Here is a 23179-nt window from a genome sequence, read left to right as displayed (position 1 = left end):
CTTCATCCGGCGACGGCCACGATCTGGGCGACGACAGCCATGACGGCATTGGTTTGCGCGCTCAGTTCACCGGGAGGGGGATTGCTCGCCGTGGTCATCACGGCGAGTCGAAGAGAAGGTACGACAAGCGCAAACTGAGCGCCATAGCCCCAGGCCCACGCAACCGGGCGACCGCTCAGATTGCCCGTAAACCACAGACAGCCGTAGCCGGCCTTCTGTATGGGCCTCGCACTCCATGTGGTGGAAACTTGAAAGGTCGTGCTGGTCTTGACCCAGTCTGAGGGCACGATCTGCTTGTCGCCCCATCGCCCGTCATTGGCCATCACCCATCCAATTTTTGCAAGATCGCGTGCTCGCAAGCGCAGGCCTCGGTAGCTCATGAAGTTTCCGGCTCTGTCGCGCGCTGCCCCAACCCGCTCGATGCCCAACGGACCGAACAGATCGCGCTGCGCAAACTGGTCCACCGGCATGCCTTGCGCTTGAACAAGGATTGGGGACAGCAAGGAAACCGCAGCATCGTTGTAGACCCACTTTCCTACCGTTTGCGGATCGAATGGAAGGCTCAATGCAAAGGCGACGGGGTCGTCTGCCGTGTCCAAGGCACGTATTGCGGTTCGATAGTCGTAAACCAGACCGGAGGTGCCGGTGAGAATTTGTTCGAGCGTGATCGAGAGCGCAGGCGCGCCCGGCGCTTTCGCTGCTGCTGAAGGCAGGAGAGTCGCGACCGTCTCCGAAAGACCCTTGATCCTTCCCTGGTGAATCGCGATTCCGACGAGCATCGAAGCGACGCTCTTGGTGACCGAGTTCACCCCCTGCAAGTCTGCAGCGGTCACGCCGCCAAGGTATTGCTCCGCAACAAGAGCCCCGTTCTTGACAACGACAACGCTCCTGAGGGCGGCGACCGAGCGAGCATCGGCCAAGACTTTCTGAAGGGCTGCCCGATCGATGACTGCGCCTCCCTTTGGTTCGCCCCAATCCTCATCGTTCTTGGAGTTTTCGGCAGCAACACTCGAACTCAGCCGTGACAGCGCACCAAGCGCAAACGCCAGATTGCCAGTGACGAATCCACGGCGTGACGTGGCGTTGCTCTGCATGGTTGTCCGGCTCTTTCAAGTCACGCGTCGATTCATCGGCGACGACCCAGCAGCATCGCCGCAAGAGGGATGGTGGTCAGCAATCCGACGGCCACCAGCGTCCATCCGATGCTTTTGCGCTGCTCTTCATTGAGCTTGTCGGAAAGCAGCAGGCCGACCCCGGCTCCCAATGCCCCGCGGGTCCCTGCCAACAGGGCGAGTTCGGGCAAATGAACTTCAGTTGTGATCACGGAAGAACTCCTTTCATGCCAGGAAACTGGTTTTGAGTATGCGCCGGAGGTGTCCATTTTGTCTTGGTCGCGCGCAAGTAGGCCTTGACCAGAAGATGACGATTCCAGTATTCTCGAATAATGGAATCGAATGAAGTCGTCCGCGCCCTTGCCGCCCTCGCACATCCGGTGCGCCTGGAAGTTTTTCGCGCCTTGGTGGCTGCGGGTCACGGCGGCCTCACGCCGGGAGTCATCCAGGCGGCGCTCGACGTGCCGCCCGCGACCTTGTCGTTTCATCTCAAGGAACTGGCGAATTCAGGCCTTGCGACGCAGGAACGCGCAAGCCGCAACGTCGTCTATCGCGCAGCGTACGAGAACATGAACGCGCTGCTTGCCTACCTCACCGAAAACTGCTGCCAGGGACAAGATTGCGCGGTCGAGACGGCGGCCGACGCCTGCAAGTGCTGAGCGCTTCATGACGACGCACGTTCTCATCCTCTGCACGCACAACTCCGCTCGGAGCGTATTGAGCGAAGGCATGCTCAATCAATGGGCCCAAGCCTTGAACAAGGACGTTCGCGCATTCAGCGCCGGCAGTGCGCCGAGCGGCCAACTCAATCCGTTCGCACTGGAGGTGTTGGGCAAGGCGGGCGTCGACACCGCAGGCTACCGAAGCAAAAGCTGGGACGAGTTCACGGCGCCAGACGCGCCAAAGATGCGCATCGTCATCACCGTGTGCGACAGCGCCGCGGCGGAGACTTGTCCCTACTGGCCGGGCAGCCCCGTCAAGATGCACTGGGGATACCCGGATCCTTCGAACGCAGCGGGCGGCGACGAGGGCAAGCGCATGGCTTTTGAACTCACGCGCCAAGCCATCGGCTATCGCATGCTGCAATTGCTGCAACTGCCACTCGACGACATGAGCAACGTCGAGTTGCAGAAAGCCCTCGAAATGATCTCAAGGACTTAGGGCCCGACGTGAGCGAAGTCTTGCGCAAACTGCTGGCCGAAGCCCTCGGCACTGCCCTTCTGCTGACCGTTGTCATCGGCTCGGGAATAATGGCCGAGCGGCTGGCAGGCGGCAATCTTGCCATTGCACTGCTGGCGAACACTCTCGCCACCGTCGGCGGCCTCTACATCCTCATCGAGGTGTTCGGTCCCGTGAGCGGTGCCCATTTCAACCCGGCGGTGTCCCTGGTGATGGCAGGCCGCGGCGCAATGCGGCGCGGCCTCGTCATGCCCTACATCGTCGTCCAACTTCTTGGCGCGATGCTCGGCGCGTGGCTTGCGCACGCCATGTTCGACGCCAGCATTTTTCAGTTGTCGACCAAGGTCCGCAGCGGCACGGGCCAGTGGATTGCCGAAGCGGTCGCGACCGCGGGGTTGCTGCTGGTGATCCTGCGCGCGCCGCCGAGCCGGGTGGCGGCCATGGTGGCCTGCTACATCGGTGCGGCGTACTGGTTCACGGCATCGACTTCGTTTGCCAATCCCGCAGCGGCGTTCGGCCGGATGTTCAGCAACAGCTTTGCCGGAATCGCGCCGTCCAGCGTGCCTGCTTTCGTGGCCGCCGAACTCGTAGGCGCCAGCATCGGCGTCGCGATTCACGGCGCGCTGAGCTTTCGTGAAGCTGAAAAGCCAACCATCACCACCCCCGACGAAATACTCGTCGCCGACGACCACATGCACCGTGTTTGAAAACCCTCCCACCTTCCCCGCGCTCCGCACCGAACTGTTCGACGTTCCCACACCAGACCGCCTGAAAGCGCATGAACCATCGCTGCATCGGCCGCGATTTCTTTTGCTCTACGGCTCCTTGCGCGAACGCTCGTACAGCCGCTTGCTGACCTACGAGGCCGCGCGCCTGCTCGAGGCCATGGGCGGCGAAGTGAAAGTGTTCAACCCCATGGGCCTGCCCCTTCCTGACGGTGCTCCCGACACGGATCCGAAGGTGCAAGAGCTGCGCAAACTTGCTGAGTGGGCCGAGGGAATGGTCTGGACCTCACCCGAGCGGCACGGTGCAATGACCGGCATCATGAAGTCGCAGATCGACTGGATCCCGCTCGCAATGGGCGCGGTGAGGCCCACGCAAGGCAAGACGCTCGCGGTAATGCAAGTCTCGGGCGGCTCCCAGTCCTTCAACGCGGTCAACCAGATGCGCGTGCTCGGCAGATGGATGCGCATGCTGACCATCCCGAATCAGTCGTCCGTGGCCAAGGCTTTTCTCGAATTCGACGAGTCGGGCCGCATGAAGCCCTCCAGCTACTACGATCGCGTGGTCGACGTGATGGAGGAGCTTTTCAAGTTCACGCTGCTCACGCGCGATATCGGCCCCTATCTGGTGGACCGGTACAGCGAGCGCAAGGAAAGCGCGGAAGAGCTTTCCAAAAGGGTCAATCAACGGGCCATCTAACGTGGAGAGGTCTCCGGAGAGATGGCCGAAATGACACAGCGCCGGATCGTTGCGGCCCTCGGGACCGCTCAGACGCTGGCTTGGGCATCCTCCTATTACCTCTTGGCGATGCTCGCCGCGCCCATGGCTCGGGATCTGGGCCGGGTTTGCCGCGCTCGTGCGCACCTACGGACATGATTCGCGCGGCGCAATCACAGGCATCACCCTGCTGGCAGGCTTCGCCAGCACCGTTGGTTGGCCGCTCACGGCTTTCCTGGAGACACAGTTCGGCTGGCGAGGAGCCTGTCTTGCCTGGGCCGCGCTGCACCTGGTAGTGGGCGTGCCGCTCGATGCTTGTTTGCCGAAAGTGCCCAGGGCGAGCGTGGCCCAGCCTGAACACGAGACGCCCCAACTGAATCCGACTCGGACTGAGGACAGCGGAAAGTCCAACGCACGATTCATCGGTTGGCTGCTGGCATTCGTCTTCGCCGCGACGTGGTTCATCAGCACGGCGATGGCGGCGCATCTGCCTCGCCTGCTCCAGTTGACTGGCGCGACGAGAGGAGCGAAAAGCATAGGAGCGCGCAGCGCTCACCATTTGCCGTCAGCAGGCTTCTTCGGCTGCGTGGCCGCGGACAGCATCTGCAGGGCGTCAGTCCGGTTGGCCTTCTTTGCGAAATCGGCCGCCGTCATGCCTTGCTCGTTTTTCATCAGCGGGTCGGCGCCCTCGTCGAGCAGCAGTTTGACCGCCGCAGCCGAGCCATACATCGAAGCCATCATCAGCGGCGTGGTGCCATTCGGCGACTGCGCATTGATGAAGGCATCCTTGTCCAGCAGCAGCTTCATGATTTCGACGTGCCCGTTGGTCGCTGCGTAGTGCAGAGGCGTCCAACCAGGCTTGTTGATGTCCGCGTCTCGCTCGATCAGCTTCATGACCACATCTTGTTGGCCCTTGATAGCGGCCAGCATCAAAGGGCTTTCGTCCTTTGAATTGCGTGCTTCGACGTCGGTCTTGGGCCACTCCAGCAGCACCTGGATCACCTTGGGTGAAGGCTCGCGCATCGCGATCAAAAGGCCGGTCTGACCGTGCTCGTCACGCGTGTTCGGATCGAAACCCCTGTTCAGCAAGCTCTTGACGCCGCCCGCGTTGTCAGAGCGGACGGCTCTGAAAAAATCGCTGAACGAATCAGCATGAGAAGAAAAAGATATAGCAATGACAATGAGATAGATGAGATTCTTGAAGTATTTCTTCATGTTTTTACCCCGGCAAACAGGGTCTCGAAGTTGTCGCTGGTGGCCTTGGCAATGGCCTCGACAGGCAGCTTGCGCAGTTCAGCGATTTGTTGCGCCACATAGGGCACATACGAGGGGTTGTTGGTCTTGCCGCGGTACGGCACGGGCGCGAGATACGGGCTGTCGGTTTCGATCAGCATGCGGTCGAGCGGCACGAAGGCCGCCACGTCCCGCAGGTCCTGCGCCTTCTTGAAGGTCAGGATGCCCGAGAAGGAAATGTAGAAGCCGAGGTCGAGCGCAGCACGAGCCACTTCTGCGGTTTCGGTAAAGCAATGGAAGACACCGCCCGCGGCCTTGGCGCCGCCATCCTCGCCCTCTTCCTTCAGGATGGCCAAAGTGTCCGCCGACGCTTCGCGCGTGTGGATGATGAGTGGCTTGCGCGTCTGCTGGGCAGCGCGAATGTGCACGCGGAACCGGTCGCGCTGCCATTCGAGATCGGCAATGCTGCGGCCACCCTTGCGTTCTTCCATCTGGTAGTAGTCGAGTCCGGTTTCGCCGATGGCGACGACTTTCGGCAGCGCCGATCGCCGCACGAGATCCTCGACCGTGGGCTCGGCGATGTCTTCGTTGTCCGGATGGACGCCTACGGACGCCCAGAAGTTGTCATAACCAGCCGCGAGGGCCTGCACGTCGTCGAATTCTTCGAGCGTGGTGCAGATGCAGAGCGCCCGATCGACCTGCGCGGCAGCCATGGCGGCGCGGATCTGCGGCATCTGGTCCGCGAATTCGGGAAAGGTGAGGTGGCAGTGGGAATCGGTAAACATCGCGGAATCGGAATGTTGGATTGCGGCGCGTGGGGCGCCGCGTACGGTCCGCTGTCCGCGTCGGGAAAGAGCGGGGCCCGGATCAGATGGTTTGGGTTGGCCGGTCGGATGCCATCGTGCCGCCGAGCGCCTCTTCGATGCGCAACTTCAACTGTCGCGACTTCTCATCCGACGGAAAACGGATGCCCACGCCCGGCGCCCGGTTTCCGGCGGCACGGGCCGGGGTGATCCACGCCACTTTGCCTGCAATCGGATAGCGCTGCGGATCGTCGGGCAGCGTGAGGAGCACATAGACGTCGTCGCCGAGCCGGTATTCCCGCGACGTCGGAATGAAGATCCCGCCTTCAGCGAACAAGGGAATGTAGGCCGCGTAGAGCGCCCCTTTTTCCTTGATGGCGAGCTGGATGACGCTGGGCCTGACAGGCGCGGACGGGGCGGGTGTGGCTGGTGTGTTCATGGGCGGCGGCGTGCCGAGTTTAGGGTGGTTCGCGCCTCGCTCACAAGCGCCTCGATCATGAGTCCCGCATTGAAAGGATGTTCTGCGGTTTTTGCCGCATTCGCGAGCGACCTCGACCAGCGGGCCAAAGCCATCCGCGACGGCAGCAGCGGCAAGTCTGCCGCGTCGAAAAACCGCGGTGCGGCACCACTGTCCGCAGCCATCAGGTCATGGCAGAGTTTTTGGAGCGCCCCAATGGCTTGCGCCGGTGCGCGGTCGGCCAGGGCGCTGACATCTCCGCGCGACATGGCCTTCGGCAACATCCCCCAGGCCTGGGGCGACTGCCCCTGGCTCGCCAGTCGCAAGGCATCGCTCGGGCGGCCGCCTGCAGCGCGCAGTAACGCGACGGCGTCGCCCGCGGGTATGCCCTGCTCGACCAGCCAGTCCCGCGCCTCGCCCTCTTCCGGCCACGGCAGCGTGAAGCCGAGGCAGCGGCTGCGGATGGTCGGCAGCAGCTGCCAGGCCGCCTCGCTCGCGAGCACGAAGCGCACATCGCCGACAGGCTCTTCCAGGGTTTTCAGCAGCGCGTTGGCGGTGATGGTGTTCATGCGCTCGGCCGGATACACGAACACGACCTTTCCGCGGCCCCGCGCACTCGTGCGCTGCGCAAAGCCGACGGCATCGCGCATGGCTTCGACGCGAATCTCGCGGCTTGGCTTTCGCTTCTTGTCGTCGATGTCGGACTGCGCCTTTTCATCGAGCGGCCAGCCGAGTTCCTGCATGGCGACCTCGGGCATGAGCATGCACAGGTCGGCGTGCGTTCGAACCTGAATGGCGTGGCAGCTTGGGCAATGGCCGCAGGCGCCGCGTCCGTGCGTTTCGTCCGGGTTCTCGCACAGCCATGCGGCAGCCAGCGCGAGGCCCAGTTCATATTGGCCGAGGCCCGACGGACCTTGCAGCAGCCACGCATGTCCGCGTTGGCGCAGCAGTTCGGCCAAGGGTTTGCGCAACCAGGGAGACAGGGTGTCCGCGTTCAAGGCGCACTTTCGATCGGTGGGCTGACAAGACCACGCCGTGCCAGTTCCTGCTCGATCTGCTGCCACACGCGTTCACGGGGTTGCGCGGCATCGATGCGGGCGAAGCGCGGCGCACGCTCTGCGCGTTCGGCGTAGCCAGCCGCCACACGGCGAAAGAACTCGACCGGCTGCGACTCGAACTTGTCCGGCACGCGTGCTCCGGCCAGGCGCTCGGCGGCGGCTTCAGGCGCCAGGTCGAACCACAGCGTGATGTCGGGCTGAAGCAGCGCGCCGTCTAGGGACGCGGGCTGCGACTGCACCCATTCTTCAAGGACTGAAAGCACGAGCGGATCGAACCCGCGCCCGGCCCCCTGGTAGGCGAATGTCGCATCGGTGAAGCGGTCGCAAAGCACCACGTCGCCTCGCGCCAGAGCCGGCACGATGACTCGCACGACATGGTCGCGCCGCGCCGCGAACACCAGCAGCGTTTCGGTCAGCGCATCCATCGGCTGATCGAGGATCTGCGTGCGCAGCGTTTCGGCCAATGGGGTGCCGCCGGGCTCGCGCGTGCGAGTGACCTGCCGCCCCTGCGCCTTGAAGAGCGCTTCGAGCGCATCGATGTGGCTCGATTTGCCGGCACCGTCGATGCCTTCGAGTGTGAGGAAAAGCCCCTTCATTGACCACTCCGCTGGTTCGGATCGGTAGCGCCGCGCTGATAGCGGTTCACCGCCCTGTTGTGCTCATCGAGTGAGCCGCTGAACTGGCTGGTTCCGTCCCCGCGAGAAACGAAATACAGCGACTTGCTCTGCGCCGGCTGTACCGCGGCAAGCAAAGCAGCCTTGCCCGGCATTGCGATCGGGGTCGGCGGCAGGCCGTTGTGCGTGTAGGTGTTCCACGGGGTGTCCGTCTGCAAATCCTTCTTGCGCAGATTGCCGTCGAAGCGCGTGCCCATGCCATAGATGACGGTGGGATCGGTCTGCAGCGGCATTCCGATGCGCAGCCGGTTGTGAAAGACCGCGGCAACCTCGGCGCGGTCCTGGGCCTTGCCTGTCTCCTTTTCGACAATGCTGGCGAGGATCAGCGCCTCATCGGGCGTTTTGACGGAGATATTCGGTGAACGAGCGGCCCACGCGGCGTCGAGCTTCTTGTCCATCGCGCGCATGGCCCTCTGGAGCAACGCGAAGTCCGTCGATCCTTTGGAATAGGTGTAGGTGTCAGGGAAGAAGCGCCCCTCCGGGTGCATCCCCGCCCTGCCGAGGCGCGCCATGATTTCCTCGTCGGATTGACCCAGCGTGTCGGGCTTCAACTGGTCCGCCTTTGCCAATGCAGCGCGTACCTGACGGAAGTTCCAGCCTTCGACGAGCACAAGGCTTCGCGTTGCCTCTTCGCCGCGCACGAGCACGCTGAGCAGCGTTCGGGGCGTGATGCCCCGGTCCAATTCGTAGCTGCCGGCGCGCATTTGCCGGTCTTGACCGGAAAAGCGAAACCACAAATAGAGCAGTTGGGGCGGTACGTCGACGCCCGTATCGACGACGGCTTGGGCGATGCCCTTGGGCGTGGTGCCAGGCTCGATCGACAGATCGACGCTCGGCGCCGGCAAACGCAGCGGCTGATTGAGCCACCAAAGCCCCGCCGCGCCGAGACCCAGCGCGACAAAGGATGCCAGCAGAAAAATGGTGAGAAAGAAGCGACGCACGGATTCCGACGAAGGAAGCGATCAGACAGAAATAAGAGGAAGCCCTGCGGACCGAACGGAACGGAGCCGGCCATGATAATTCAGCGATGACCTCAGTCGTTTTGAATGGCGCCACCGCCCTTTCTCACCTTGGTGTGATCCGCGCCGAGGGCCCCGATGCCGCCAGCTTCCTGCATGGCCAGCTCACCCAGGACTTCGCCTTGCTCGATGCCTCGGAGGCGCGTCTTGCGGCACTTTGCACGGCCAAGGGCCGCGCCATCGCGAGCTTCATCGGCATCCGGCCGCAACCCGAGCGCGTCCTGCTGATATGCAGCCGCGACATCCTCGCCGCGACGCTCAAGCGGCTGTCGATGTTCGTGCTGCGCGCCAAGGCAAAGCTGACGGACGCGACCGGCGACTACGCGCTTTACGGCCTTGCCGGCACCGCCTTGACCGCGAACGGCGTGGATCCGGCCGGGCTTCCGGGACGGTCCGTTGCCGTCGGCGAGGCGCATGCCGTCACCCTCTACCCGTCCGATGGCGTTCCGCGCGCGCTGTGGATCGCGCCGGCCGGCCAGGCCGCGCCTCAAGGTGCGGTGCTCGATCCCGCGCTCTGGCAGTGGAGCGAAGTGCGAAGCGGCATCGTGACCCTCACCGCGCCCGTGGTCGAAGCGTTCGTGCCGCAGATGATCAACTATGAGTCGGTCGGCGGCGTGAACTTCAAGAAGGGATGCTATCCGGGGCAGGAAGTGGTGGCGCGCAGCCAGTTTCGCGGCACATTGAAGCGGCGCACTTATCTCGTGCAGGCCAGCGACGAGATTGCTGCCGGCCAGGAAGTCTTCGCCGCCAGCGACGCGGAGCAACCCGTCGGCACTGTGGCGCAGGCCGCGCCCGCGCCAGATGGCGGGTGGGCCGGGCTGATCTCGATCCAGATCGCCGCCATCGACGCCGGCGGCCTGCATGCACGCTCGGCCGAGGGGCCGGCGCTTACCGTCGAGCCGCTGCCCTATCCGCTGGTCGAAGACATTTAGCGCCTTGCCCCGGCCGCCGCATTACCACAGCCGGCCCTTCTGCCGAACCCCTCGCGACAGAAAAAAACTTCAGCCCCGGAAGCAACTGCCCGTTCGATGAGCATCGCAGTGGAAGCCAAGCGGGATGCGGCTCCGGAAAGATGCTCAGGGGGTTATCCACAGAGTCATGCACCGGCTGCGGGGAAAAGAAAGTCTTGACTTTCAGTTTTTGGTGCAGTGCACAAAGCGCTTTCCTCATTGGGAGAAGCACGCTTTTCGTGCGCAGCGCCGATGCGGCGCAGCACGCCACCTTGGTGCGTGCTGCGTTCTCTTTTCCACAATGCTGCAGGAGCGATAACTCACTTGCGGGGCCTCGTGCGCCACTCGGTTCAGGCAAGCTTGAGCAGTTCAGCAGCAAGCTCCTCGGGCATGTCGACCATGACGTCGTGGCTGACCGGCATCTTCACCAGCCGCCAGCCGGGCGCCTTCTCCGTCTTGGCCGCGAAATAGCGGAAAGGACTCGGGTCCCAGTTGTCCGCGAGGATGTACAGGCGCTCCTTGATCGTGTCGATGCCGCCCGTGAGCAGCAGCGGCATCTCGAAAGTCGCGAGCGCCTGCGGGCGGCAGAGCCGGTCGACGCGAGCGCGGTTTGCGGGGGCAATATTGAACATTTCGGCAGGAATCGGCTGCATCAGTCCGCTGTGGTGCTGCAAAGCGGTGCCGCGGAAGGACCCCAGAAACAGCCCCGCAACCTCGGGCGCCAATGCCTTGCTCAGAAGGCCGGTCAAGGAGTCGCCATGCTCGGGCACGAAGGCATCGAGGTAGACGAGAGATCGGATCTTCTCGCTCATGCGGTCCGCCACACCCGTGATGACCATGCCGCCATATGAGTGGCCGACGAGGATGACGTCGCTCAACTCTTCCCACTCGATGCAGCCGCAAACGTCGCGGATGTGAGTCTCCAGCGTGATGTTTTCCGCTGACTGGTGCGTCCGCTCACCGACGCCGGTGTGCGTGGGCGTGAAGACCGCGTGTCCGGCCGCGCGAAGTGCATCCGCCGTTTGCCGGTAGCACCAACCGCCGTGCCAGGCGCCGTGGACGAGAACAAAGTTGGCCATCGCTGTGTCTCCGGGTAGATGAGGAGCGGCCATCTTGAGCGGCGCCCGCGGCGCGGGCCATCGGGTAATCCCGGCGAGTCACAGCGAATCGCAGCGAATTGCAGCGAACCGGGCGAGGCTCAGAGCTTGCGTCGCATCTCGATGTGCGCGATGCCGGCCTCTTCGAAGGGCTCTCCCGACGGCGCATAGCCCAGGCGCACGTAGAAGCCTTCCGCACTGTGCTGCGCATGCAGGGCCACCTCACGTTCACCTCGCGCTGCCGCGGCGGCTTCGAGCGCGCGCAGCACGGCCTCACCGTGTCCGGCGCCCCGAAGCGTGCGGTGCACCGCCATGCGGCCGATGCGGCCTACGCCGGGTGACTCCGACACGAGGCGCCCGGTCGCGATTGTCTGGCCGAGCCGATTGCGCGCTACGGCGTGCACCGCGCTGGCGTCGTGCTCATCCCATTCGAGCTCCTTCGGAATGCGCTGCTCCTCGATGAAGACTTCGCGCCGGACCTTGCCCGCGCCCTCCCCGACCGCATCCCAGTTGCCGGTTGCAACCTCGCGCATCGGCTCGCCCGCCTCGAAGCCCATGAGAATTTCGCGCAGCAGGGGCGGCACCGGCTTCGAAGTCTGCGTGGCAGGGTCGGCATAGACATAGACCAACTCGCAAGTCACCAGCAGTTCGTCGCCCCGGAAGAGCCCGCCGGCGAACAGGATTGACGAATTGCCCACGCGAACGCACTTCATGCCGACGTCGAGCAGATCGTCCACGCGCGCCGAGGCGTTGAACTCGACCGTTGCCTTGCGCACGTAGAGGTCGCCGCCGAGCGATTGCATCGCCTCTTCATACGGCAAGGCCATCGCACGCCAATAGTCCGCAATGGCGGTGTCGAAGTACATCAGGTAGTGCGCGTTGAAGACGATTTTCTGCATGTCCACCTCGGCCCAGCGAACGCGCAGGCGGTGGAAGAAACGAAAGTCGGATTTCTTGAGGTGTTCTGCTTGGGTCATGGTTGCAAGGCTTCTTTGAGGGCGCGCGCTGCGTCGGCATGCGCCTGCAGCGCTTCGGGGATGGCGCGGCCCATCTTGACGAATTCGTGGATGACGCCGCGATAGATTTCCAGGTCGACGGGCACACCGGCTGCGCGCAGTTTGTCGGCGTAGGCAACGCCTTCATCGACGACCGGATCGTATTCGGCCAGACCGATCCACGCAGGCGCCACGCCTTCGACGTCTTCGGCGTTCAGCGGTGCGAAGCGCCAGTCGTCGCGATCGGCGGGCGAATTGACGTACTGGCTGAAGAAATAGCTGATGAGTGCCTCGCCCAACAACGGGCCTTGAGCGTATTTCTTGTGCGACGGCGTGTCCTGATGCGCGGCCGTGCCGGGGTAGAAAAGCAATTGCAGTGCGAGCGGGATCCCCGCGTCGCGCGCAAGAATGGCGCACACCGCCGCCAGCGTGCCGCCTGCGCTGTCGCCGCCGACCGCGATGCGAGCGCCGTCGAGACCCCACTGCACCGCGTTGTTTGCGAGATGCGCGAGCGCGTCCCACGCGTCGTTCGATGCAGTCGGAAACTTGTGTTCCGGCGCCAGGCGGTAGTCGACCGAAACGACGGCGCAGCCGCTTTTCTGGCTCAACACGCGGCACAAGGTGTCATGCGTGGCAATGCTGCCGACGGTGAAACCGCCGCCATGAAAGAACAACAGCACCGGCAATACCGCGTCCGACGGCGCATACAGGCGTGCCGGCAAGGCATAGCCGTCGCGTACGGGCAAGGTGAAATCGTCGACGCGCGCAAGCTGCGGCTTGGGTACTTCGAGCACGCCAGCGCCTTTTTCGTAGACGGCCTTGGCCTCCGCCGGTATCAAGGCGTGCAGCGGCGGCCGGCCGGCACGCGCCATGCGGTCGACCACGCTGGCCATCTTGGGAGTGAGCGCGATCATCCGGTCAATGCCCGCCGACTGTCCCGGTCGCGTCAAGCGCAAGGGTTTTTTGAGTGTGCAAGGTGCGATGTGCTTGATAGATTCGAGGGCTCGCATCGTACCGTTCGCACTGTCCGCACCGCCTGCACTACACCGAAGTCCCATGGCCCTCATCCAGTACCTCACCCAGATCCAGTTCGAATTCGGCGCCGTCCGCCTGCTTCGCAGCGAATGCGAGCGCATCGGCATCCAACGCCCGCTGGTGGTGACCGACGCCGGCGTGCGCGCGGCCGGCATCCTGCAGAAGGCGATCGATGCACTCGGCGACCTGCCTGCCACCGTGTTCGACCAGACGCCTTCCAACCCGACGGAAGCCGCGGTGCGCGCCGCCGCGGCGCAATATCACGCCCACCACTGCGATGGCTTGATCGCTGTCGGAGGCGGTTCCGCCATCGATTGCGCGAAGGGCGTCGCAATCGCCGCCACGCATGAAGGCCCGCTCAAGACCTACGCCACCATCGAAGGCGGCTCGGCCAAGATCACCGATCGCGTTGCACCGCTGATCGCCGTCCCCACGACCAGCGGCACCGGGAGCGAAGTGGCGCGCGGGGCCATTGTGATCGTCGACGATCACCGCAAGCTGGGCTTCCACAGCTGGTTCCTGATGCCGAAGGCGGCCATCTGCGACCCCGAACTCACGCTGGGGCTGCCGCCAAGGCTGACCGCCGCCACGGGCATGGACGCCATCGCGCATTGCATGGAGACTTTCATGTCGGCCGCCTTTAATCCGCCGGCAGACGGGATTGCGCTCGACGGGCTCGAGCGCGCCTGGGGCCATATCGAACGGGCCACCAAGGACGGCAGCGATCGCGAAGCGCGCCTGAACCTGATGAGCGCGTCGATGCAAGGCGCCATGGCCTTCCAGAAGGGCCTGGGCTGCGTGCATTCGCTGAGCCACAGCCTCGGCGGTATCGACCCGCGCCTGCACCATGGAACGCTGAACGCCCTCTTCCTCCCCGCAGTGATCCACTTCAATGCCGGCGCCGATTCGGTGCAGAAGGACCAGCGCCTGCTTCGGATGGCGCAGGCCATGCACCTGGATTCAGCCGGCGACCTGGGCGAGGCGATCCGCGACATGTGCGGGCGGCTCGAACTGCCCAAAGGGCTGGCCGAAGTCGGGGTGACCCCCGCGATCTTCGAGCAGGTGATCGACGGCGCCATGGCGGACCACTGCCACAAGACCAACCCGCGGCTCGCCACGCGAGAGGACTATCGGCAGATGCTGGAAGAGTCGATGTAGAGCACCCACGGCCGTGTGGCGCTAGCATGCGGCCATGGCACACGACCACCACCCCGATCACACGCACGATCACACGCATGATCACGACGGCGACCACAGCGAATTGGGCGAGATGGACCTTCGGGTGCGCGCGCTCGAGTCCGTGCTCACGCAAAAGGGCTACATCGATCCCAATGCGCTCGATGTGCTCATCGACACCTACAAGACCCGGATTGGCCCGCGCAACGGCGCCCGTGTCGTCGCAAAAGCCTGGAGCGATCCGGCCTTCCACGACTGGCTGCTGAAAGACGCCACCGCCGCGATCGCCTCGCTCGGCTACACGGGGCGGCAAGGCGAGCACATGGTCGCGGTGGCCAATACGGACGACCGTCATCACATGGTGGTTTGCACGCTGTGCAGTTGCTATCCATGGCCCGTGCTCGGTCTGCCGCCGACCTGGTACAAGAGCGCGCCCTATCGATCGCGTGCGGTCAAGGATCCTCGTGGCGTGCTGTCGGAGTTCGGCGTCCATCTGCCCGAGTCGACGACCATCCGCGTGTGGGATTCGACCGCGGAGGTGCGCTATCTCGTGGTTCCGCAACGCCCCCCGGGCACCGACGGCTGGAGCGAAGAGGCATTGGCCGAACTGGTGACGCGAGACTCGATGATCGGCACCGGCTTGGCGCGCACGCCGGAGGCCGCACGATGACCTACATCAGTCACGCAGACATCGGCGGCCGCGACATGCCGGGCGCGATCGTGCCCGAACCCGAGGACGAAATCTTCCACGCGGACTGGGAAGCGCGCGTGCTGGCGCTGACGCTGGCGATGGGCGGCACGGGTTCATGGAACATCGAAGCGAGCCGCAGCGCTCGCGAAACGCTGCCGAACTACGCCCGGTTGAGCTACTACCAGATATGGCTGGAAGCGCTCGAAAAGCTCATGGCCGAGCGGTCGCAGGTATTGCCTGACGAACTCTCCAGTGGGCGCGTGCTGCATCCTCCCCAACCGGTCAAACGCGTGCTGCAGGCCGCCGATGTCCCGGCCGCGCTGGCGCGAGGCACATCGGCGGAGCGCCCCGCCAGTGCGCCTGCGCGCTTCTCCATCGGCCAACGGGTTCGGACGCGCGCCGGCCATGTCGAGCATCACACCCGCTTGCCCGGCTATGCGCAGGGCAAGGTCGGCACCATCGAACATCTGCACGGCATGCATGTCTTCGCGGATGCGCACGCGCAAGGTCTGGGCGAGCAGCCGCAATGGCTCTACACCGTGGTCTTCAATGGACACACGCTCTGGGGCCCGAAGGCGGCACCCGGGCTCAGCGTTTCCGTGGATGCATGGGAAAGCTATCTAGATCCAGAGGCCGCCGAATGAACACGGCAGCGCAGCTATTGCCGGGAATGCCGACGAAGGATGGCATCGAGCCGGTGTTCCGCGAACCGTGGGAGGCGCACGCCTTTGCGATGGCAGTGTCGCTCCATCAGCGCGGCCTGTTCACCTGGCCCGAGTGGGCCGATGTGCTGGCAAGCCAGATCAGCGCCGCTCAGGCCGCTGGCGATGCAGACATGGGCGACACCTACTACCACCACTGGCTCGCGGCGCTGGAGACATTGGTAGCGAGCAAGGGCGCGAGTTCGCCGGGCGAACTGGCGCGCTACCGCGACGCATGGGACCACGCCGCCGACCGCACGCCGCACGGTGAGCCGATCGAATTGCGCGAACAGGATTTCGGCTAGCCGACGGATCAGGGTTTCTTGCCGCCGAAAGCCAGCAGCACGCCCCCAAGCACGATGGCACCCACGCCAACCCAGATCGGGAATTCGACTTCCTGCTTTTCCTTCACCGACAACTGGAGCGGGCCGAGCTTGAGTTGATGGGTTTCCCGGGTGAAGCTGAACCGGTCTATGCCGAGCGCGGCGATGCCCGCAACGATCAGGATCAATCCGACGATTCGGGTCACTGTCATGGGGTGTGTCTCCGGTGTTCCGGCACTTTAGCTCCGTCGCGCGGCCCCGCCTATCCAAGCGAAAGCGGCACAACCTAAAGCGGCAGAACCTCGCCTGCGCTGTCCGCGTGCAGCCACTCGGCAAGCTCATCCGCCAGCCGCTGCGATTCCTTGGCCGCAGTGCTCCAGGCTTTGATTCGGCCGGCCGCATCATTGCCGTAGCGCACGAAATCGTTGCGATCCGGCAACTTCCCGTTCGGCAGCGACCGGACCCATTCAGGTTCGGGCGCGAGCACCACCGTGCGATCGAGAAAGCCGGTAGCCTTGTGACGCCACTTGAGCCCCTTGTCGAGCCAGCCCGGAACCACCGCCTTCTGGAAGTGCGGATACAACACCACGCCATCCGCGTTCGCGTAGTTCAGATGCAGGTGGTAGTCGGTGATCCCGCCATCCCAGTAAGCGCCGGGAGGTGCACCCGGAATGTCGTGCACCGCTTCGAGCATGAACGGGATCGAGCACGAGGCCTGCAGCGCCAGCTCGAAGTTGTCTTCGATCAGGTCGACCTGGCGGGTGCGGAAATCCTGCGCCGCAAAAGGCAGCTTGGCGCCCGGCGTGGAGAACACCACGCGTTCCAGCCATGCGCCCAGGCTCTTGCGTCGCACGCTGTTGGTGATGAATGCGCCCAGGTACCCGACAGGGGTGCGCGCGGGTCCCTCCCGGCCAAGGATGTGCCGTCCTCGTGAAGTGATCACGTGCAGGCTGTAGCGCGAGTGGCCCAGCACCTCGTGGGCGCGACCGCCATAGAAGCCGCGCAGACCCTCGCCGAAGAGCGCGCTGATCTGCTTGGCGCTCAATCGCTTTTCGCCCTCGGGCACTTCGAAATGCTGATGGATGTAGCCGTGCTCGAACTGCTCGAACGCTGTCTTCGCATCGGTGAGGCACGCATTGGCGAGCCTCCAGGCGCCGATCGACGCCCCGACCAGATCGATCGGCTGCGTGGACTTCGAGAGCCAATCGCCGAAAAGGAAACGATCGATGGGCCCCAGGATGAGGCCCTTGGGTCCGCCCGCCGCGCCGGGAATGGTTCGCACATCCTTCGCCCGCAGTCCGTGCGCCGTGATGTGTTCGCGGGCGGCCGGTCCTGCATAGATGCGAAGCGCTTTCATGATCCGTGCACTGGCAAGAATCGTGCGCCCGCAAGCATTGGCGACATGAGGCCTACTTGCGAAGGCCTTGCAGCTTGGCAAAGGCCGACGCCATCTGCCCCGCCGGCTGCGGCGAGTTGTCGCGGCGCGGACCTTGTTGCCCTCGCCCAGCGCCTTCAAAGCGGTTTTCGCGCGGACCATCGCGCCGCGCAGGCGCCGCATCGAGCTTCATCGAAAGCCCGATGCGCTTGCGGGCCACGTCGACCTCCATCACCTTGACCTTGACGATGTCGCCCGTCTTCACGACCTCGCGCGCGTCGTTCACGAACTTGTGCGAAAGCTGGCTGACGTGCACAAGCCCATCCTGGTGCACACCCAGGTCCACGAAGGCACCAAACTGCGCCACATTGCTCACGGTGCCTTCGAGCACCATGCCTTCGACCAGATCCTTGATGTCCTCGACGCCGTCATTGAAGCGCGCCACCTTGAAGTCCGGGCGCGGGTCGCGGCCTGGCTTCTCGAGTTCGCCGAGGATGTCCTTGACCGTGATGACGCCGAATTTCTCGTTCGCGAAAAGCTCCGGCTTGAGCGTCTTCAGCATCTCCGCGCGGCCCATCAATTCGGCCACAGGCTTGCCTGTCTTCTCGATCATCTTCTCGACCACCGCATAGGTTTCCGGATGCACGCCGGTCATGTCCAGCGGATTCGCGCCGCCGCGAATGCGCAGGAAGCCCGCGCTCTGCTCGAAAGTCTTGGCGCCGAAGCCGCTCACGTCCAGCAGTTGCTGACGGCTCGCGAATGCGCCGTTGGCCTCGCGCCAGCGCACCACTGCCTTGGCGACGCTCCCCGACAGGCCGGACACACGCGACAGCAGAGGCACGCTGGCGGTGTTCAGGTCGACGCCGACGGAGTTCACACAATCTTCGACGACCGCGTGCAGCGTGCGCGCGAGTTCGCTCTGGTTCACATCGTGCTGGTACTGGCCCACACCAATCGACTTGGGATCGATCTTCACCAGTTCGGCCAAGGGGTCTTGCAAGCGCCGCGCGATGCTGGCCGCGCCGCGCAGGCTCACGTCGACGTCCGGCATTTCCTGCGACGCGAATTCGCTGGCCGAATAGACCGAGGCACCGGCTTCGCTCACCACCACCTTTTCGACGTTCTGCGCCTCGACGCCGGCTTGTGCACTCATCTTCGCGAGCAGCTTGATGAGATCGGCGGCGAGCTTGTCGGTCTCGCGGCTTGCGGTGCCGTTGCCGATGGCAATCAGATTGACGCTGTGCTTGGCACACAGTTTGCCCAGCGTATGCAGCGAGCCTTCCCAGTCCTTGCGCGGCTCGTGCGGAAACACTGTCGCCGTCTCCACGAGCTTGCCGGTGGCGTCGACCACCGCGACCTTGACGCCGGTGCGGATGCCCGGATCGAGCCCCATCACCACGCGCTGGCCGGCCGGCGCGGCGAGCAGCAGGTCGCGCAGGTTGTCGGCAAAGACCTTGATGGCCACCTTTTCGGCTTCTTCACGCAGCCGGGTGAACAGGTCGCGCTCGGTCGACAGCGCGAGCTTGACGCGCCAGGTCCACGCAACGCACTTGCGAATCAGGTCATCGGCCGGACGGCCCGCATGGCTCCAGCCCAGATGCAGCGCGATCTTGCCTTCCGCAATCGAAGGCTTGCCCGGCTCGGGCTCGACCGGCAGCACGAGCTTTGCGTCCAGAATTTCTTGTGTGCGTCCACGGAACACCGCCAGCGCGCGGTGCGACGGCACGCGGCCGATCGGCTCGTCGTAGTCGAAGTAATCGCGAAACTTGGCGATGTCCGCGTTGTTCTCGTCCTTGCCCGCCATCAGGCTCGACTTGAAGAGACCTTCGGACCAGAGCCACTCGCGCAGCCGTTGCACAAGCACCGCATCTTCGGCCCAGCGCTCGGACAGGATGTCTCGGACCCCATCGAGCACCAGTTGCACCGTCGAGAAATCGAGGCCGTCGGCGGCCGGCTTCACGAATGCAGCGGCCTCTTCGGCCGGATTCAAGGCCGGATCGGCAAAGAGCTTGTCCGCCAGCGGCTCGATGCCTGCTTCGCGCGCCATCTGCCCCTTGGTGCGGCGCTTGGGCTTGAAGGGAAGATACAGATCTTCGAGCTCCTGCTTGGTCGGTACGGCATCGATCGCGGCGCGCAATTCGGGCGTGAGCTTGCCCTGTTCGTCGATGCTCTTCAACACCGCGGCACGTCGGTCTTCGAGTTCGCGCAGGTAGGAAAGGCGCACCTCCAGTTCACGCAGCTGGATGTCGTCGAGGCCGTCCGTGGCCTCCTTGCGGTAGCGCGCGATGAAAGGCACGGTGGCGCCACCGTCGAGCAGGTCGACGGCAGCCTTCACCTGGTGCTCACCAACCTTGATCTCGGCCGCGAGCTGGCGAATGATCTTTTGCATGTCTGAAGAACGTCCCCGAGTCCGGCACCGCCATCGGGCGCCTTGCGAATAAAGGGCAGAAGTTTACGCGCTGGCAGAGGGTCCGAAAGGCGTGGGCGGGCTCTCAGTAGTTGTTGTTCGGCGGCAGGTGCGCGGCCAAAATGGTCCGCAATGCGCTTCCTCAAAAATCTCCCGCAGACGCTCCTCATCATCGTGCTCGTGCCGGTGCTACTGTTCGAGGAATGGGGCTGGGATCCGCTCGCAAGGCTTGTGGCGCAGTTCGCTCGGCTGCCGATCTGGGCGCGCGCGGAAAACTCGGTGCGGCGATTGCCGCCATGGGGTGCGGTGCTGGTTTTCTTTTCGCCGATGCTGCTGCTGTTCCCGGTCAAGCTGCTGGGCTTGTTCCTGCTGGCCGAGGGGCACGCCAAGAGTGCGCTGCTTCTGCTGCTTGCCGCCAAGGTAACGGGGACCGCGATCCTGGCTCGGCTGTTTCAGTTGGTCGAACCGGCGCTGATGCGCATTCCTTGGTTCGCGCGCTGGTATCCGCGCTGGAAGACATGGAAGGACAACCTGCTTTCGCTCGTGCGGCAAAGCGCGCCTTGGCGGGCGGGCCGGCGCGTGAGGAACGACACGCGCCGCTGGTGGCGCAACGTGCGGCGCGCGCCCTGACTTGTAAGGTTTCATCCGGGTAGATTGCAGGATCTTTTTTGCCCGGGTATTATTCGCGCCCATGAAATCATCCGCTTCCGAATCTCCCCCTGAATCCCATCTCACGGCTTTTGCGGGTTTCCGGTGCGTCGCCTCCGGCCCGCGCTCGCAGGTCATTGCCCAGTTGCGCAAACAGAACAAGCGCGCAGACTCGACGCCGCCCTTTGTTTTCGATGACGCCACGGGCGAACGCCTGGACCTCGATCTGCGCGACGAAGCCGTGGTTGGTTCACAAACGTCCTCGGCAGACGAGCAGTCCGCACGCAGCGTCGGCCGGCCAAAGCTCGGCGTGGTGGCACGCGAAGTCACGCTGTTGCCGCGCCATTGGGACTGGCTCGCGCGCCAACCCGGCGGAGCCTCGGTGGCCCTGCGCCGTCTCGTGGACGAGGCGCGCCACGTCCACGCCGATCGCGATGCGACGCGCGCCGCGCGCGAAGCCACCTATCGATTCATGACCGCCATTGCAGGCGACCTGCCCGGCTTCGAGGAAGCCACCCGCGCGCTCTTTGCGGGCGAGCGCGAGCGATTCGACGAGCTCATCGACCCCTGGCCCGGCGATTTGCGAACGCACCTGAACAAACTCGCCGCCGCGGCATGGAGCGCCCCATGAAGCCGCCGATCCAGACCGCCGGAACCACTGCCATGGATGCGGACGACATCCAGCACGCCGGCGAAATCGCCGCGCCTCCCGCGTCGGTGTCCGATCCGGTGCCGCCGCCGATCGCATCGCATGCCAATCCACGGGCGGCCGCCATGGCGTCGCGCCCGCTGTGGAAGACTTTCCTGATCTTTCTTGCGCCGATGTTGTTGAGCAACATCCTGCAATCTCTGTCGGGTACGCTGAACAACGTCTATCTCGGACAGATGATCGGCGTCGGCGCGCTCGCGGCGGTGTCGGGCTTCTTTCCGGTGATGTTCTTCTTCATCGCCTTCACCATCGGCCTGGGCGCTGGTGCGTCGGTGCTGATCGGCCAAGCCTGGGGCGCGCGCGAGCCCGACAAGGCTCGGGCCGTGGCTGGCACGACGCTCACCGTGGGCGTGCTGTTCGGCCTTTGCGTGGCCCTGTTCGGCGGCGCGTTCACCGAGCCGATGCTGCGCCTGCTGGGCACGCCGCCCGACATCCTCGCCGACGCCACCAGCTACGCGCGAATCATCCTGATCGCGATGCCCGGGCTCTTCGTGTTCCTGCTGTCGACCGCCATGCTGCGCGGCGTGGGCGACACGGTGACGCCGCTCTATACGCTGATGATCTCGACCTTGCTCGGCCTGGTGATCACCCCCGCGCTCATCCGCGGCTGGTTCGGTCTGCCCCAGCTTGGCGTGGCGAGCGGCGCGTGTGCCACGGTGATCTCGTTCGTGGTCGCGACGGCATGGCTCGCTTTTCACTTGCGGCGCAAGAAGAGTCCGCTTGCGCCCGATGCCGACTTCATGCGTCACCTGCGCGTGCGGCCTGCGCTGCTCAAGGCTGTGCTCAAGGTCGGCGTGCCGACGGGAGTGCAGATGATCGTCGTGTCGCTGGCCGAGATCGCCCTGCTTTCCTTCGTCAATTCGTACGGCTCGCATGCAACGGCGGCCTATGGTGCGGTGAACCAGGTGGTGGCGTACGTGCAGTTTCCGGCGATATCGATCGCGATCACTGCGTCCATCCTCGGCGCGCAAGCTATCGGCGCGGGGCAGGTCAATCGCCTCGGAGCCATCACGCGTACGGCGCTGCAGATGAATCTCGTGCTCACGGGATCGCTGGTGGTGCTCGGCTATCTGTTCTCGCGCCCGCTGATGGGCTTCTTCATCACCAGCGAACCGGTGATCGAGGTGGCGCAGACGCTGCTGCACATCATGCTTTGGAGCACGGTGATCTTCGGCATGGGCTCCGCGCTGTCGGGGATCATGCGGGCCAGCGGCTCGGTGCTTGTGCCGACGAGCATCTCGATCTTCTGCATCGCGCTGATCGAGGTTCCGGTGGCATGGTGGATGAGCCATCGATTCGGCCTTAACGGCATCTGGATCGCATATCCGGCCGCCTTCACGGCGATGCTGACGATGCAGGCTTGCTACTACCGCTTCGTATGGCGCAAGAAGACGATTCGCCGGTTGATCTGAACGCCGGGGACGCGCCACCTCGCGCGGCCCTCCCCGTCCTGTACTCGTTCCGCCGCTGCCCCTATGCCATGCGTGCGCGCATGGCCATCGCGGCAAGCGGCCAAACGTGCGAGCTGCGCGAAGTGGTACTGCGCGACAAGCCTTCCGAGTTGCTCGCGGCTTCGCCCAAGGGAACGGTGCCGGTGCTGGTCGATGTGGATGGCCGTGTCATCGACCAAAGCCTGGACATCATGCTCTGGGCCTTGCGGCGAAACGATCCGCAAGGATGGTTGCCGGAAAGCGCAGAGGCGCTCGAGGCCACGCTGAGTCTCATCGCCGAATGCGACGGCGATTTCAAGCGGCATCTGGATGGCTACAAGTATCCGCAGCGGCAGCCGGGCGGCGATGCCGAGACGCACCGCATGCAAGGCACTGCTTTTCTAATGCGGCTCGATGTGCGCTTGCAGACGTCGCGCTGCCTGCATGGCGAGCAACCCGGCTTGGCGGACATCGCGATCGCACCTTTCGTGCGTCAGTTCGCGCAAGTCGATCTGGCGTGGTTCGACGCACAGCCCTGGCCGCCTCTGCGCGAGTGGCTTGCGGCACGGTTGAACGCGCCGATCTTTGCGCGGGTGATGCAAAAGTATCCGCAGTGGCGCGCCGGCGAGCCCGGCATCCGCTTTCCGGCAAGCGCCTGAGCTCTCGC

27 protein-coding genes and 1 pseudogene are annotated in these 23179 nt (G+C 64.4%); 14 read left to right on the top strand and 14 right to left on the bottom strand.

Features of this window, described 5'->3' with window-relative positions:
* Positions 1–2: 2 nt before the first annotated feature.
* Complete coding sequence (locus tag AC1DEK_RS00545; protein ID WP_478123252.1) at positions 3–1094, bottom strand: serine hydrolase domain-containing protein; 1092 nt, start codon at positions 1092–1094, stop codon at positions 3–5.
* 32 nt (positions 1095–1126) lie between these two features.
* Complete coding sequence (locus AC1DEK_RS00540) at positions 1127–1324, bottom strand: hypothetical protein (RefSeq protein WP_478123251.1); 198 nt, start codon at positions 1322–1324, stop codon at positions 1127–1129.
* 120 nt (positions 1325–1444) lie between these two features.
* Here AC1DEK_RS00540 and AC1DEK_RS00535 point away from each other — a divergent pair, with 120 nt between their 5' ends.
* From AC1DEK_RS00535 to AC1DEK_RS00515, 5 genes and pseudogenes are all read left to right on the top strand, one after another.
* Positions 1445–1771 (top strand): ArsR/SmtB family transcription factor, encoded by a 327-nt coding sequence (locus AC1DEK_RS00535; protein ID WP_478123250.1) that lies wholly within the window; start codon positions 1445–1447, stop codon positions 1769–1771.
* Positions 1772–1778: 7 nt separating this feature from the next.
* Complete coding sequence (locus AC1DEK_RS00530; RefSeq protein WP_478123249.1) at positions 1779–2273, top strand: arsenate reductase ArsC; 495 nt, start codon at positions 1779–1781, stop codon at positions 2271–2273.
* An 8-nt stretch (positions 2274–2281) separates the two neighbouring features.
* Entirely contained in the window at positions 2282–2998 is a 717-nt protein-coding gene (locus AC1DEK_RS00525) for an aquaporin (RefSeq protein WP_478123248.1), read from the top strand.
* Positions 2991–3713, top strand: a complete 723-nt coding sequence (gene arsH / locus AC1DEK_RS00520; RefSeq protein ID WP_478123247.1) for an arsenical resistance protein ArsH — start codon at positions 2991–2993, stop codon at positions 3711–3713. The genes AC1DEK_RS00525 and arsH overlap by 8 nt, the downstream gene beginning before the upstream one ends.
* Before the next feature lie 21 nt (positions 3714–3734).
* Positions 3735–4275, top strand: a pseudogene (locus AC1DEK_RS00515) (MFS transporter); the annotation flags it as partial.
* An 8-nt stretch (positions 4276–4283) separates the two neighbouring features.
* On the opposite strand, the gene AC1DEK_RS00510 reads toward AC1DEK_RS00515, so the two are convergent.
* From AC1DEK_RS00510 to mltG, 6 genes are all read right to left on the bottom strand, one after another.
* Entirely contained in the window at positions 4284–4946 is a 663-nt protein-coding gene (locus tag AC1DEK_RS00510; protein ID WP_478123246.1) for an ankyrin repeat domain-containing protein, read from the bottom strand.
* Positions 4943–5749: a TatD family hydrolase gene (locus tag AC1DEK_RS00505; protein WP_478123245.1), complete on the bottom strand. Its 807-nt coding sequence runs from the start codon at positions 5747–5749 to the stop codon at positions 4943–4945. The genes AC1DEK_RS00510 and AC1DEK_RS00505 overlap by 4 nt, the downstream gene beginning before the upstream one ends.
* 82 nt (positions 5750–5831) lie before the next feature.
* Positions 5832–6206 (bottom strand): PilZ domain-containing protein, encoded by a 375-nt coding sequence (locus AC1DEK_RS00500; RefSeq protein WP_478123244.1) that lies wholly within the window; start codon positions 6204–6206, stop codon positions 5832–5834.
* Positions 6203–7222, bottom strand: a complete 1020-nt coding sequence (locus tag AC1DEK_RS00495) for a DNA polymerase III subunit delta' (RefSeq protein ID WP_478123243.1) — start codon at positions 7220–7222, stop codon at positions 6203–6205. Before AC1DEK_RS00495 ends, AC1DEK_RS00500 begins: the two co-directional genes overlap by 4 nt.
* Positions 7219–7878, bottom strand: coding sequence for a dTMP kinase (tmk, locus tag AC1DEK_RS00490; protein ID WP_478123242.1), 660 nt, complete (start codon positions 7876–7878; stop codon positions 7219–7221). The genes AC1DEK_RS00495 and tmk overlap by 4 nt, the downstream gene beginning before the upstream one ends.
* Positions 7875–8897, bottom strand: a complete 1023-nt coding sequence (gene mltG / locus AC1DEK_RS00485; RefSeq protein ID WP_478123241.1) for an endolytic transglycosylase MltG — start codon at positions 8895–8897, stop codon at positions 7875–7877. Before mltG ends, tmk begins: the two co-directional genes overlap by 4 nt.
* Positions 8898–8983: 86 nt before the next feature.
* Between mltG and ygfZ the strand changes: the two genes are divergently transcribed.
* Positions 8984–9907: a CAF17-like 4Fe-4S cluster assembly/insertion protein YgfZ gene (gene ygfZ / locus AC1DEK_RS00480; protein ID WP_478123240.1), complete on the top strand. Its 924-nt coding sequence runs from the start codon at positions 8984–8986 to the stop codon at positions 9905–9907.
* A 368-nt stretch (positions 9908–10275) separates the two neighbouring features.
* Here the strand turns inward: ygfZ and AC1DEK_RS00475 are convergent, their stop codons facing one another.
* From AC1DEK_RS00475 to AC1DEK_RS00465, 3 genes are all read right to left on the bottom strand, one after another.
* A complete protein-coding gene (locus AC1DEK_RS00475; RefSeq protein WP_478123239.1) occupies positions 10276–11004 on the bottom strand; it encodes an alpha/beta fold hydrolase in 729 nt (242 codons plus the stop codon).
* 119 nt (positions 11005–11123) lie between these two features.
* Positions 11124–11999 (bottom strand): YbgC/FadM family acyl-CoA thioesterase, encoded by an 876-nt coding sequence (locus AC1DEK_RS00470; protein ID WP_478123238.1) that lies wholly within the window; start codon positions 11997–11999, stop codon positions 11124–11126.
* Entirely contained in the window at positions 11996–12931 is a 936-nt protein-coding gene (locus AC1DEK_RS00465; protein ID WP_478123957.1) for an alpha/beta hydrolase, read from the bottom strand. Before AC1DEK_RS00465 ends, AC1DEK_RS00470 begins: the two co-directional genes overlap by 4 nt.
* A gap of 142 nt (positions 12932–13073) precedes the next feature.
* On the opposite strand from AC1DEK_RS00465, the gene AC1DEK_RS00460 reads away from it, so the two are divergent.
* The 4 genes from AC1DEK_RS00460 to AC1DEK_RS00445 are packed head-to-tail and all read left to right on the top strand — an operon-like array spanning position 13074 to position 15925.
* Complete coding sequence (locus AC1DEK_RS00460) at positions 13074–14210, top strand: iron-containing alcohol dehydrogenase (protein WP_478123237.1); 1137 nt, start codon at positions 13074–13076, stop codon at positions 14208–14210.
* A 34-nt stretch (positions 14211–14244) separates the two neighbouring features.
* A complete protein-coding gene (nthA, locus tag AC1DEK_RS00455; RefSeq protein ID WP_478123236.1) occupies positions 14245–14898 on the top strand; it encodes a nitrile hydratase subunit alpha in 654 nt (217 codons plus the stop codon).
* Positions 14895–15563: a nitrile hydratase subunit beta gene (gene nthB, locus AC1DEK_RS00450; RefSeq protein ID WP_478123235.1), complete on the top strand. Its 669-nt coding sequence runs from the start codon at positions 14895–14897 to the stop codon at positions 15561–15563. The genes nthA and nthB overlap by 4 nt, the downstream gene beginning before the upstream one ends.
* Complete coding sequence (locus tag AC1DEK_RS00445; protein ID WP_478123234.1) at positions 15560–15925, top strand: nitrile hydratase accessory protein; 366 nt, start codon at positions 15560–15562, stop codon at positions 15923–15925. The genes nthB and AC1DEK_RS00445 overlap by 4 nt, the downstream gene beginning before the upstream one ends.
* Positions 15926–15933: 8 nt before the next feature.
* On the opposite strand, the gene AC1DEK_RS00440 is transcribed toward AC1DEK_RS00445, so the two are convergent.
* The 3 genes from AC1DEK_RS00440 to AC1DEK_RS00430 all read right to left on the bottom strand — a co-directional run bounded on the left by AC1DEK_RS00440 (position 15934) and on the right by AC1DEK_RS00430 (position 19707).
* Positions 15934–16155 (bottom strand): hypothetical protein, encoded by a 222-nt coding sequence (locus AC1DEK_RS00440; protein ID WP_478123233.1) that lies wholly within the window; start codon positions 16153–16155, stop codon positions 15934–15936.
* Positions 16156–16229: 74 nt separating this feature from the next.
* Positions 16230–17300, bottom strand: coding sequence for a patatin-like phospholipase domain-containing protein (locus AC1DEK_RS00435; protein ID WP_478123232.1), 1071 nt, complete (start codon positions 17298–17300; stop codon positions 16230–16232).
* Positions 17301–17352: 52 nt separating this feature from the next.
* Positions 17353–19707, bottom strand: coding sequence for a Tex family protein (locus AC1DEK_RS00430; protein ID WP_478123231.1), 2355 nt, complete (start codon positions 19705–19707; stop codon positions 17353–17355).
* A 150-nt stretch (positions 19708–19857) separates the two neighbouring features.
* Here AC1DEK_RS00430 and AC1DEK_RS00425 point away from each other — a divergent pair, with 150 nt between their 5' ends.
* The 4 genes from AC1DEK_RS00425 to AC1DEK_RS00410 all read left to right on the top strand — a co-directional run bounded on the left by AC1DEK_RS00425 (position 19858) and on the right by AC1DEK_RS00410 (position 23171).
* Entirely contained in the window at positions 19858–20355 is a 498-nt protein-coding gene (locus AC1DEK_RS00425; protein ID WP_478123230.1) for a hypothetical protein, read from the top strand.
* Between the two features lie 61 nt (positions 20356–20416).
* Positions 20417–21004: a DUF2239 family protein gene (locus tag AC1DEK_RS00420; RefSeq protein ID WP_478123229.1), complete on the top strand. Its 588-nt coding sequence runs from the start codon at positions 20417–20419 to the stop codon at positions 21002–21004.
* Between the two features lie 143 nt (positions 21005–21147).
* A complete protein-coding gene (locus AC1DEK_RS00415) occupies positions 21148–22494 on the top strand; it encodes an MATE family efflux transporter (protein ID WP_478123956.1) in 1347 nt (448 codons plus the stop codon).
* The gene (locus tag AC1DEK_RS00410) at positions 22461–23171 is read left to right on the top strand and encodes a glutathione S-transferase (protein WP_478123228.1); all 711 of its coding nucleotides are present in this window, start codon (positions 22461–22463) and stop codon (positions 23169–23171) included. Before AC1DEK_RS00415 ends, AC1DEK_RS00410 begins: the two co-directional genes overlap by 34 nt.
* Positions 23172–23179 lie beyond the last annotated feature (8 nt).

It is taken from the genome of Variovorax sp. 10N420 (assembly GCF_056394705.1).
Note: the sequence above shows the minus strand (reverse complement) of the source record. Positions and strands in the feature narration are given on the sequence as shown.

Coding starts and splice junctions, on each gene's coding strand:
- AC1DEK_RS00425 (WP_478123230.1), top strand. CDS start 19,858: ATGCGCTTCCTCAAAAATCTCCCGCAGACGCTCCTCATCATCGTGCTC.
- AC1DEK_RS00535 (WP_478123250.1), top strand. CDS start 1,445: ATGGAATCGAATGAAGTCGTCCGCGCCCTTGCCGCCCTCGCACATCCG.
- AC1DEK_RS00545 (WP_478123252.1), bottom strand. CDS start 1,094: ATGCAGAGCAACGCCACGTCACGCCGTGGATTCGTCACTGGCAATCTG.
- AC1DEK_RS00460 (WP_478123237.1), top strand. CDS start 13,074: ATGGCCCTCATCCAGTACCTCACCCAGATCCAGTTCGAATTCGGCGCC.
- AC1DEK_RS00475 (WP_478123239.1), bottom strand. CDS start 11,004: ATGGCCAACTTTGTTCTCGTCCACGGCGCCTGGCACGGCGGTTGGTGC.
- AC1DEK_RS00505 (WP_478123245.1), bottom strand. CDS start 5,749: ATGTTTACCGATTCCCACTGCCACCTCACCTTTCCCGAATTCGCGGAC.
- ygfZ (WP_478123240.1), top strand. CDS start 8,984: ATGACCTCAGTCGTTTTGAATGGCGCCACCGCCCTTTCTCACCTTGGT.
- AC1DEK_RS00415 (WP_478123956.1), top strand. CDS start 21,148: ATGGCGTCGCGCCCGCTGTGGAAGACTTTCCTGATCTTTCTTGCGCCG.
- AC1DEK_RS00500 (WP_478123244.1), bottom strand. CDS start 6,206: ATGAACACACCAGCCACACCCGCCCCGTCCGCGCCTGTCAGGCCCAGC.
- AC1DEK_RS00420 (WP_478123229.1), top strand. CDS start 20,417: ATGAAATCATCCGCTTCCGAATCTCCCCCTGAATCCCATCTCACGGCT.
- AC1DEK_RS00430 (WP_478123231.1), bottom strand. CDS start 19,707: ATGCAAAAGATCATTCGCCAGCTCGCGGCCGAGATCAAGGTTGGTGAG.
- tmk (WP_478123242.1), bottom strand. CDS start 7,878: ATGAAGGGGCTTTTCCTCACACTCGAAGGCATCGACGGTGCCGGCAAA.
- AC1DEK_RS00435 (WP_478123232.1), bottom strand. CDS start 17,300: ATGAAAGCGCTTCGCATCTATGCAGGACCGGCCGCCCGCGAACACATC.
- AC1DEK_RS00470 (WP_478123238.1), bottom strand. CDS start 11,999: ATGACCCAAGCAGAACACCTCAAGAAATCCGACTTTCGTTTCTTCCAC.
- AC1DEK_RS00510 (WP_478123246.1), bottom strand. CDS start 4,946: ATGAAGAAATACTTCAAGAATCTCATCTATCTCATTGTCATTGCTATA.
- AC1DEK_RS00440 (WP_478123233.1), bottom strand. CDS start 16,155: ATGACAGTGACCCGAATCGTCGGATTGATCCTGATCGTTGCGGGCATC.
- nthB (WP_478123235.1), top strand. CDS start 14,895: ATGACCTACATCAGTCACGCAGACATCGGCGGCCGCGACATGCCGGGC.
- AC1DEK_RS00410 (WP_478123228.1), top strand. CDS start 22,461: ATGGCGCAAGAAGACGATTCGCCGGTTGATCTGAACGCCGGGGACGCG.
- nthA (WP_478123236.1), top strand. CDS start 14,245: ATGGCACACGACCACCACCCCGATCACACGCACGATCACACGCATGAT.
- AC1DEK_RS00445 (WP_478123234.1), top strand. CDS start 15,560: ATGAACACGGCAGCGCAGCTATTGCCGGGAATGCCGACGAAGGATGGC.
- AC1DEK_RS00465 (WP_478123957.1), bottom strand. CDS start 12,931: ATGATCGCGCTCACTCCCAAGATGGCCAGCGTGGTCGACCGCATGGCG.
- AC1DEK_RS00530 (WP_478123249.1), top strand. CDS start 1,779: ATGACGACGCACGTTCTCATCCTCTGCACGCACAACTCCGCTCGGAGC.